Genomic DNA, 8,915 nt, shown 5'->3' with positions numbered 1-8,915 from the left:
TTTATTGGGCTTAAATCTACTCTATTTAACCATCTGTATATCGAGGCTTTTCCTATTTTATATATCTTGGAAGCCTCAGTTATTTTTCCTCCAGCTTCTATATAAGCTACTACCCTTTGCCTTAAATCTAAACTGTAAGCCATTGTTTAAACCTGTTCATTTTGTACACTCCATAATTTTACATTAAATTCTCTCATCGTTAATTGAAATGACTATATTGATTTGTTGACCGATAATCCCCCAGGCGATCGCCTCCAAGAGAGTGGTGCGGGGTGGATGATGGGTTAATGAACAAACTTCTAACCCAGTAATTAAAGTACCAAGTCGGTCATCCTGGGATTGTAAATATTCAATTCCTTGATTGAGATCAAAATCATATAAAGTTTTTATCATCAATAATTGTTGAGCAGATGGGACCTTTTAATCTGAAATGATGGGGAGTAAAATCAGTTTTCAACATCCATGTTTACTCCAGTAAAATTTTAATTTATTAAAGCTAAATTGCTTCAGTGGGCATCTACCTTTTTCCTCTTTATACTTTATCCAAATTAATCTAAGCTTCGCGATAGGCACGGATAATGGCTTGGGAACCCTGGTCTTCTCCCCCCAATAATTGAACCGATGTAAACAAGCTTTCTGCCAACGTAACCCCTGGTAATGGGCCATTTTCAGCGGCTTCCCGGACGAGGCGCAGATCCTTAAGAAGATGTTTGACCATAAAGCCTGGGGCAAAATCAGCCTCCGACATTTTCGGTGCTAAATTAGTCAAGGCCCAGGAACCCGCCGCCCCACTGCCACAAGTATCAATTACTAACTCTGGGGCAATCCCCAACTGCTCAGAAAGTTGTATAGCTTCCGCAGCGGCGATCGCATGGATGCCACAAAGTACCTGATTACAAAGCTTAACAGCTTGACCACTGCCACTGGGACCACAGTGGACTATTTTTTCTCCTATGGATTTGAGGACGGGTAAAGCTTCTTCAAAATCCGAAATATCACCCCCCACCATAATCGTTAACGTACCGTTGATTGCGCCAACGTCACCTCCTGTTACCGGCGCATCCAAAAAGCGTAAACCCTGGAGTTTTAAATTTGTAGCTAGTTCATAAGCCGCAGTTTTACCAATGGTACTGCAATCAATTATTAAGGCTTGGGGTTTAGCGTATTCAGCAATCCCTCCCGAACCTAAAATAAGCTGTTGAACATCTTTTTCATCTCCAACACAGGTGAGAATAATATCTGCATTTGCCGCCGCCACCGCAATGCTAGTAACAACTTTAACCCCTGCCTTTGCTGCTTCCTGGACAGAAGGACGCTCTAGGGTGCGGTTATAACCAACTGTTTGATAACCATTTTTAACTAGGTTTTGAGCCATAGGACTGCCCATAACTCCTAAACCGAAAACTGCAATTTTGGAAACGTTCATAATAATTCTAGGCGCTTGGAGCAATAAGAATGATATATAGAGAAAACTAAAAGATTACATTCTAGCATGTCAATAAAAAATAGTAATTCACTTCTCTGACTTATCTTTTATTTCTTTTTTTTTATTTGAGATTAATTTTGGAACATAAAAATCAAGAAAATCAGTAATATTTAATATTTTTTGCTGTTCCTTTTATATTCAAGAATAATTTAAAGATTATCGCACCTAAATTTTCGTTTTTGGGCAATTATTCTGATCTGAGGGCGGGTCAATTTTAGGCAAACCCGTCATAGCCGAGCAAATGGCGATCGCCTAGCTAACTGCCATGTCATCGCAATCAGTGCCAGGAGAATGTCAGAATAGGGGCAACTTGTTTTCCTTGCCCTGAAACCATGTCAACCCAGCTTGATAACATCACTTCCGCGGAAACTGCCCCCGATTATTTGGACGAAGTGCCCGATGACGTGGAAATGTCTTTGTTTGATCACCTCGACGAACTCAGAACTCGTATTTTTCTGTCTTTGGGGGCGGTCTTGGTCGGGGTAGTGGCCTGCTTTATTTTCGTTAAACCCTTGGTGCAATGGCTTCAAGTCCCGGCAGGCACAGTTAAATTTCTGCAGCTCTCCCCAGGGGAATTCTTTTTCGTTTCCGTCAAAGTAGCAGGCTACAGCGGCATTCTGGTGATGAGCCCCTTTATCCTCTACCAAATTATTCAATTCGTTCTACCCGGTCTAACCCGTCGGGAACGCCGATTACTGGGACCGGTGGTGCTAGGCTCCAGTGTACTTTTTTTTGCTGGACTGGGCTTTGCTTACTATGCTCTCATCCCCGCCGCACTCAAGTTTTTTGTCAGCTACGGAGCGGATGTGGTGGAGCAACTCTGGTCGATTGATAAATATTTTGAGTTTGTGCTGTTGTTGATGTTTAGCACCGGGCTAGCTTTTCAAATTCCGATTATTCAAGTGGTTCTCGGCTTTTTGGGCATCGTTTCCTCCGAACAAATGCTCAAGGGCTGGCGCTTTGTCATTTTGGGGGCGATGGTGCTGGGGGCAATTCTCACCCCTTCCACGGACCCCCTGACCCAGTCCCTTCTAGCTGGGGCAGTGCTGGGGCTTTACTTTGGCGGGATCGGTTGCGTGCGCTTACTGGGTAAATAGTCCCCAATCCTTTATCATTTGAAGTACGTTGCTTAACATTACGAAACATTAAGATGGCATCCTCCGTTGCAATTAGGGAACTTCCTCTTTTTCCACTGCCTGAAGTTGTGCTTTTCCCTGGGCGACCCCTGCCCTTGCACATTTTCGAGTACCGCTATCGGATGATGATGAACACCATCTTGGAAGACGATCGCCGTTTTGGGGTGTTGATGATTGATCCCAGCACAGGGGAAATTTCCGACGTGGGTTGCTGTGCAGAAGTATTGCGCTACCAAAGGTTACCCGATGACCGGATGAAGGTTTTAACTCTGGGGCAACAACGGTTTCGGGTGCTGGAATATGTGCGGGAAAAGCCCTACCGAGTCGGTCTAGTGGAATGGATTGACGACAAATACACGGGGCAGGATCTCCATGGCTTGGCCAAGGAAGTTGATCGCCTGTTGCATGACGTAGTTAGCCTGTCGGCCAAGTTGACGGATCAGAACTTGGAATTACCCGATGATTTGCCCGTGTTGCCGGTGGAATTGTCCTATTGGGTCGCAGGCAATCTTTATGGCGTTGCCAGTGAACAACAAAGTTTGTTGGAATTGCAGGACACTGCTGAAAGATTACAAAGGGAAGCGGAAATTCTCATGTCCACCCGCAACCACCTCGCCGCCCGCACCGCCTTGAAAGATGTTTTAGGCACAGAAGAATAGAACGCAAGAAAAAAGCCCTGTTCCGAAGAATCAGGGCCTTGCTGACCATACTAAATTGGTTGGAGAAGGGAATTTTTATAGTTGGGGAATTAACTGTTCCTTGACGGGAACCTCGGCGTATTCCGCCACAATTTGCCGAAATTCTTCCCCATCAATGGTTTCTTTCTCAATTAAAAGATCCACCAGGCGATCAACCACTTCCCGTTGTTCTTGGACGATTTTGCGAGCCATTTGGTGACCCTGTTCAGCCAATTGCCGTACTTGGGCATCAATGCGGGTGGCTACTTCTTCGGAGTATTCAGAACGGTTCATCAAGCCACCACCCAGGAATACTTCCCCACCTGAACTCTCCAGGGAAATGGGACCAAGGTTGCTCATGCCAAAACGAGTTACCATCTGGCGAGCCATCTCAGTTACCTGTTGTAGGTCACCACCAGCCCCAGTGGTTACTTCGTCATCGCCAAAAACTTCCTCTTCAGCGGCTCGACCGCCCATTGCTCCAGCAATACGGGCCATCAGTTGGGCTTTGGTGGTTAAACCCTGTTCTTCGTTGGGAGTGAACCAGGTCAAACCTTGGGCTTGGCCCCGAGGAATAAGGGTGACTTTTTGCACGGGATCATGGTCTTTTAACAATGTGCCCACAATGGCGTGGCCTACTTCGTGATAAGCAATTAGCCGCTTACTTTTGCTGTCCACCAAGGGGGTGCCTTCCATACCAGCTACCACCCGGTCCACGGCATCATCAATTTCCAACAGAGTGATAGCGGATTTACGACGGCGGGCGGTGAGAATGGCGGCTTCATTCAATAAATTGGCCAAGTCAGCCCCACTAAAACCGGGAGTACGGCGGGCAATGGAGTCGATGGAAACTTCCGGTGCTAACTTTTTATTGCGGGCGTGGACTTCTAAAATTTCCTTACGACCAGAGTAGTCAGGGGCATCCACCATCACTTGGCGATCGAAACGACCGGGACGCATCAAGGCAGAATCTAGCACGTCAGGGCGGTTAGTGGCGGCAATGATAATAATGCCCGTATTGCCTTCAAAACCGTCCATCTCGGTTAGTAGCTGGTTGAGGGTTTGTTCCCGTTCATCGTTACCACCACCGATACCAGCACCCCGTTGACGACCCACGGCATCAATCTCATCAATGAAGATCAAACAGGGGGCATTCTCTTTGGCTTTTTTAAACAAGTCCCGCACCCGGGAGGCACCAACGCCGACAAACATTTCTACGAACTCGGAACCAGAAATGCTGAAGAAAGGAACTCCGGCTTCCCCGGCGATCGCCTTGGCGAGGAGAGTTTTACCGGTACCGGGAGGGCCCACTAAGAGTACTCCTTTGGGAATCTTGGCCCCCACTGCAGTAAAGCGTTCGGGCTGTTTAAGGAAAGTTACCACCTCTTGCAATTCTTCCTTGGCTTCGTCAATACCGGCCACATCATCGAACATGACACCGGTTTTGGCATCCATTTGGAAGCGAGCTTTGGATTTACCAAAGTTCATGGCTTGGCCGGGGCCCCCAGGCATGTTGCTGGAACGGCGGAAGAGAAAAAAGAGGGAAGCAATCAAAAGCACGGGGAAAATCAAGTTGCCCACAAAACCCCAAACCATGCCATTGTTGCGGACAGGGTGGGAATCAAGGCGAATGTTGGAGTCCCGTAAACGGGCAATCAATTCCGGGGCATTGGTGGGGAGGTCAACCCGGGAACGGAGGGTCCGGTCTACTTCTGGGTCGCTAACTTGCACGATCGCCGTGCGGCCATTTTCATATAAATCCACACTGGTGATGCGGCCAGCATCCACATATTCGAGGAAGCGACCATAGGTCATGCGGGTGTTGGCAGTGTTGGAACCGAGGTTGGCATCTGCCCCTCCAAAGCTCCCCTGCCAGAAGAAAAAGCCGACTACCAACAGGGGTAGGGACCAAAGTAGGGCAGTTCTCCAGGAAAATTTCATATGTTAGCTCACTTTAAAAGTTAAGACGGTCGTAGGATTTAGTGTAATCGGTTAACTGTGGAACGGAGACTGGACTCCGTCATGGAGGATTAGCTCCCCGACGCCGTGGAATTGATTAATTTTGTTGACAACGGAGTTTTGTAACAAAATCTTAACTAAATGTAACGTAATTCTCATAATTACGACAACCCCCTCGCCCCGGGAGGATCACCGCAAAATATTCACCATAACGAATTTGCTAGTTTGAAAGGTAATCGTTTAAGGGACACTGCCATGGGTCAAACCATCACTCCGCCTCCCCTCACCCTGGAGGAATTTTCCTGTTTACCGGAAGGGGAAGTTAACTACGAATTGCAAGACGGAACGGCGATCGCCAAAATGTCACCAAAAAGAATCCATTCCAGTCTCCAAAGAACGTTACTCTTTCTCCTGTCTGATTGGGGAAATAGCCAAGATTGTCCCTTGCCTGGCGAAGCCTATCCCGAATGGGGCATTTGTCTGCAAAAGGATGGGCAAGATTGGGCCCCGGTGCCTGATGTTACCTACATTTCTGACCAAAAATTGACTCCCTTCGCCCTGGAAAATGACTTTTGCCCTGTGGCCCCGGAATTGGTAGTGGAAATTATTTCCCCCGATCAATCCTTTGAAGCTATGACCCAAAAGGCTTTGGATTATCTGGCTGCCGGAGTAGAAAGGGTCTGGATTATTGGCGATCGCCATCGTAGTTTGACTATTTTTGCCCCCGACCGCCCGCCCCTTACCTATCAAGGAGACCAACTGGTGGAGGATGATTTATTGCCCCAGTTAAGCTTTACGGTTAATGAATTATTTGCTAAAGCTAAAGTCTAAGGCGGGAAAGTCACCCCAAACCCTTGTAGTCCAGATCCGGATCTGAGGTAGCAAGAAAACTTCTAGAAAAACAACTAATTAATTAGTCGCTTTGGTTGACCAACCAGAAATTGGATTTAGATTTGGTGCGGATGGCGGAGCCACAATGGTACTTACAAGTTCCTCCCAAGTTAATCCAGAAATGTCGCTAAAGATCATCTGGTTGGAACTAGAAGAGTTAATTACTTTTTTGACAATTAATGAACCGGTTACCCCACCATCATTACCACCACCATTAACCCCATAAACATAGTCCGGAGCCAAAATGAAAGCTTCAATATTATTTCCTCCAGAAGCCAATATTTGTGGCGGCGTGGAAGAATGGGCGGATTGTCCATAACCGAAAATATTCAAATCCGTTGGTTTATAGTCGGCGCAACTTCCGGAACAAGAATGGTTTAAATGGGTGTTCCCACTCACATTGATATCACCTTTAACATGCATTAAAACTAAAAATCTTTCGCCAGAAGTGGGGTTAATCGTTCGTACATTGATCGTATCGTTTCCACCCAAAGCTATTTTGTCAATGCAGTAAACATAGGCAGGCAGATTTGTGCCATCATTAAGAGTTATGGTCGTACTAGCGTCGGTACTTCTCGGCAAGGTCATACTCCCGGACATGGTGGCAAAGGTATTGGAAGCGGGACAAGTGGGATAGGGCGGGAGATTGGGTTGGGGCACATTACTATAAATGGCCTCATAGGTACCAATGGCAACTTCACTGTTAGGAAAATCAGCCGGGTCAACGGAAGCATCGCAATCATTAACGATAATGTCTGAATATACGTCTTGATTGCCCGAAACAATTTCGTCCCCGGTGGCCGTTTCCGTAACCCATAAACTTGAAACGGAAGCATCATTGGGAAGACGGGTGATAGGAATTTTTACCTCTATCCTAGACCGAGCTTCATTGGCGGCATTACGGTTAATGGCTCCTTCCACAACTAAGGTGCCTGTGCCGGGGCCAAGACCGATCGCCCCTCCGTTGGCGGTGTCTGGGGTGTATTGATAGCTGACTAAACGAAATTCACCCTGGGGTAAGGTTTTCCAAGCTCGATTGCTAGCCGTTGCCGTTATATCGGTGGTGGTGGTTGCTGGCGGCTGACAGGCCGCACCGGGAGTTGTAATTGTCCAACTTCCTAAGTTAGGGAGATTGTGCCAGCTAGGGGTACTACCAGTATCGGTACAAGTGTTACTGCCAGCGTCCCAATTTTGACAATCTGGCAGGGCAGAGATGAAACGATTGGCTGGGGTATTCATCAAGTTGATTATCTTGGTAATGCCCGCTTCGGCGGCATTTTGAGCTTGGTCGGTGGCCGCTTTGCTGGTGGAGTCATTTTGCTGAAACATTGACCTTTGCATCATCACAATGCCAATCACTGTTAGCACTAGGCCAACCATAATGGCCATCGGCAAGGCAAAACCACCGTTATCAGCAGAACGACGGCGGGAAAAAATGATTAAACGAAAAAATTTGCAAGGATTCATAGCGGTTGCCCAATCTAACTCAGGGAGCGACTTCAGCCCACAAAAAACACCACTGGGCCTACTGGGCTATTCCCATTATCATCTACATTGAAGGGATAGCAAGCTAATTTTTATGACGGCGATCGCCAAAAACAAAGAAAATTCAGCAATTACCGTGGGTAGCAAAAAATCCCCATCTAAAGTTCAGTAAATATAGCTAGAACAACCAAGCATTTTCGGCAAAGTACTATTCAGATAGAACGAGAAATGAGCTTGTTCTATCCGCCCGGGGCTGAGGCTGTATAATCTACGACGGGCTGTCAAACATTGTGATACCATGGGCAGAAGAAAGGAAAAACGTCCCTGATCGCCTTTTTGGGCACGGAGTAGGGCGTTACCCCGGCCCGTTCAACCACAAGTCCCTATAGATACAATCGCCAAGAAGTATGTCTAAAAAGTTTTTAACAATCCTCGCTGGCCTTCTGCTGGTGGTCTCCAGTTTCTTTTTATCCGTGAGCCCCGCTGCCGCTGCCAATGCAACAGTGAAAATGGGTTCTGACAGTGGTGCCCTAGTTTTTGAACCCAGCACCGTCACCATCAAAGCTGGAGAGGAAGTCAAATGGGTTAACAACAAACTCTCCCCTCATAACATTGTGTTTGCCGCCGATGGTGTGGATGCTGACACCGCTGCTAAGCTCTCCCACAAAGGCTTGGCCTTTGCCGCTGGTGAAAGCTTCACCTCCACCTTCACTGAGCCCGGCACCTACACCTACTACTGTGAACCCCACCGGGGTGCTGGCATGGTAGGCAAAGTTGTCGTTGAGTAATCAGCCAGCTCAATCTGTGTGTCGTTGATTTAAGCTTAATGCTACGGGGTCTGTCTCCAACTCCCTCAGCTTCTCGCAATGGCAAGGCAAATAATGTTTCTCTTGCTGAGTAGATGTTCAGGAGGACGGATCGAAAGTCTACAAAACAGATTCTTGACCAAGCCATCTACTTAGAAAAACTTCTGCGTTTTGGCGATCGCATCTTTTAAGCGAGATGCGATTTTTTTGTCCATTAGTTTGTATTTTAATACTCTTTTGTTGTTTGATTTCGTCCAAGCTTTTCTTGGTATGTGGGATCTTCCGTGCCCAAAATTTTATCCCAGAAAGTGAAATATAGTCATTTCAATTAACGATGAGAGAATTTAATGTAAAATTATGGAGTGTACAAAATGAACAGGTTTAAACAATGGCTTACAGTTTAGATTTAAGGCAAAGGGTAGTAGCTTATATAGAAGCTGGAGGAAAAATAACTGAGGCTTCCAAGATATATAAA

Annotated in this window: 10 protein-coding genes; 5 read left to right on the top strand and 5 right to left on the bottom strand. The window is 46.7% G+C overall.

Annotation, left to right across the window (positions count from 1 at the left end; all coding sequences use genetic code 11):
* The 3 genes from H6G46_RS06290 to H6G46_RS06280 all read right to left on the bottom strand — a co-directional run.
* Positions 1-143 (bottom strand): IS630 transposase-related protein (locus tag H6G46_RS06290; RefSeq protein WP_190759837.1); only part of this gene is annotated, 143 nt, incomplete at its 3' end.
* 40 nt (positions 144-183) lie between these two features.
* The gene (locus tag H6G46_RS06285; RefSeq protein WP_020862160.1) at positions 184-393 is read right to left on the bottom strand and encodes a hypothetical protein; all 210 of its coding nucleotides are present in this window, start codon (positions 391-393) and stop codon (positions 184-186) included.
* Between the two features lie 160 nt (positions 394-553).
* Positions 554-1,426: an NAD(P)-dependent oxidoreductase gene (locus tag H6G46_RS06280; RefSeq protein WP_010873459.1), complete on the bottom strand. Its 873-nt coding sequence runs from the start codon at positions 1,424-1,426 to the stop codon at positions 554-556.
* A 392-nt stretch (positions 1,427-1,818) separates the two neighbouring features.
* Here H6G46_RS06280 and tatC point away from each other — a divergent pair, with 392 nt between their 5' ends.
* Positions 1,819-2,583 (top strand): twin-arginine translocase subunit TatC, encoded by a 765-nt coding sequence (gene tatC / locus H6G46_RS06275; protein WP_010873458.1) that lies wholly within the window; start codon positions 1,819-1,821, stop codon positions 2,581-2,583.
* Between the two features lie 53 nt (positions 2,584-2,636).
* The gene (locus tag H6G46_RS06270) at positions 2,637-3,281 is read left to right on the top strand and encodes an LON peptidase substrate-binding domain-containing protein (RefSeq protein ID WP_010873457.1); all 645 of its coding nucleotides are present in this window, start codon (positions 2,637-2,639) and stop codon (positions 3,279-3,281) included.
* 75 nt (positions 3,282-3,356) lie between these two features.
* Here the strand turns inward: H6G46_RS06270 and ftsH2 are convergent, their stop codons facing one another.
* Positions 3,357-5,240, bottom strand: coding sequence for an ATP-dependent zinc metalloprotease FtsH2 (ftsH2, locus tag H6G46_RS06265; RefSeq protein WP_010873456.1), 1,884 nt, complete (start codon positions 5,238-5,240; stop codon positions 3,357-3,359).
* A gap of 273 nt (positions 5,241-5,513) precedes the next feature.
* On the opposite strand from ftsH2, the gene H6G46_RS06260 reads away from it, so the two are divergent.
* On the top strand, positions 5,514-6,089 hold the full coding sequence (locus H6G46_RS06260; protein ID WP_010873455.1) for a Uma2 family endonuclease: 576 nt from the start codon (positions 5,514-5,516) through the stop codon (positions 6,087-6,089).
* A 78-nt stretch (positions 6,090-6,167) separates the two neighbouring features.
* Here H6G46_RS06260 and H6G46_RS06255 read toward each other — a convergent pair whose 3' ends face one another.
* Complete coding sequence (locus tag H6G46_RS06255) at positions 6,168-7,616, bottom strand: hypothetical protein (RefSeq protein WP_010873454.1); 1,449 nt, start codon at positions 7,614-7,616, stop codon at positions 6,168-6,170.
* A 425-nt stretch (positions 7,617-8,041) separates the two neighbouring features.
* Between H6G46_RS06255 and petE the strand changes: the two genes are divergently transcribed.
* A complete protein-coding gene (gene petE / locus H6G46_RS06250) occupies positions 8,042-8,422 on the top strand; it encodes a plastocyanin (protein ID WP_010873453.1) in 381 nt (126 codons plus the stop codon).
* A gap of 406 nt (positions 8,423-8,828) precedes the next feature.
* A partial coding sequence (locus H6G46_RS06245) for an IS630 transposase-related protein (RefSeq protein ID WP_242021163.1) occupies positions 8,829-8,915 on the top strand: 87 nt, incomplete at its 3' end.

The sequence above is a fragment of the Synechocystis sp. FACHB-908 genome, assembly GCF_014698595.1.
GTDB lineage: Bacteria > Cyanobacteriota > Cyanobacteriia > Cyanobacteriales > Microcystaceae > Synechocystis.
Note: the sequence above shows the minus strand (reverse complement) of the source record. Positions and strands in the feature narration are given on the sequence as shown.